Annotated in this window: 1 pseudogene; it reads right to left on the bottom strand. The window is 77.8% G+C overall.

What is annotated here, in order from left to right:
* Window positions 1–585, bottom strand: a pseudogene (locus U874_RS0113895) (glutamyl-tRNA reductase); the annotation flags it as partial.

Here is a 585-nt window from a genome sequence, read left to right as displayed (position 1 = left end):
GCGCGGCCTCGACCTCCTCGGCGACGGCGGCGCTCGCACCGTCCGCCGGGACGCCGCCCTCGTCGGTGCCCCGGCGCGCTCGGCACAGCTCCTCCTCGAGCAGCCCGAGCACGTGACCGCGCAGCGTGCTCACGGTCGGGGCGATCGCGCGCTCGGCCTGGTCCGTCGCGAACTCGGAGGCTGCGGCGCGCACGAGCGAGCGGGCCTCGGCCTCGGCGCTCAGCTCGGGGATCGGGATGTGCCGGGCGACGGTGTCGAGGTCGAGCAGCTCGATCCCGGGCAGCCCGCCGACCTCGGGCGCGATGTTCCTGGGCATGCCGAGGTCGAGCAGCAGTCGCTCCTGCGCGGTTGGCGCCGTGAAGTCGTGCACGTCAAGGAGCGGGTCCTGGGCGGCGCTGCACGCGACCACGAGGTCGGCGCCCGAGAGCGCCGCGGCGACGCCGTCGGGGGAGACCGCGTCGAGCCCGTGGGAGGCCGCGAAGGCGGCGGCCCGGCCCGAGGGCGAGTGCACCCGGATGCGTCGCGCCCCGCGGTCGCGGAGGGCGGCGACCGTCGCGCCCGCGTAGGCGCCCGTGCCGACGAGCA

It is taken from the genome of Leucobacter sp. PH1c (genome assembly GCF_000633415.1).
In the GTDB taxonomy this organism is placed as follows: domain Bacteria; phylum Actinomycetota; class Actinomycetes; order Actinomycetales; family Microbacteriaceae; genus Leucobacter.
The sequence above is the reverse complement of the archived record's forward strand: the minus strand, read 5'-3'. Positions and strand labels throughout refer to the sequence as shown.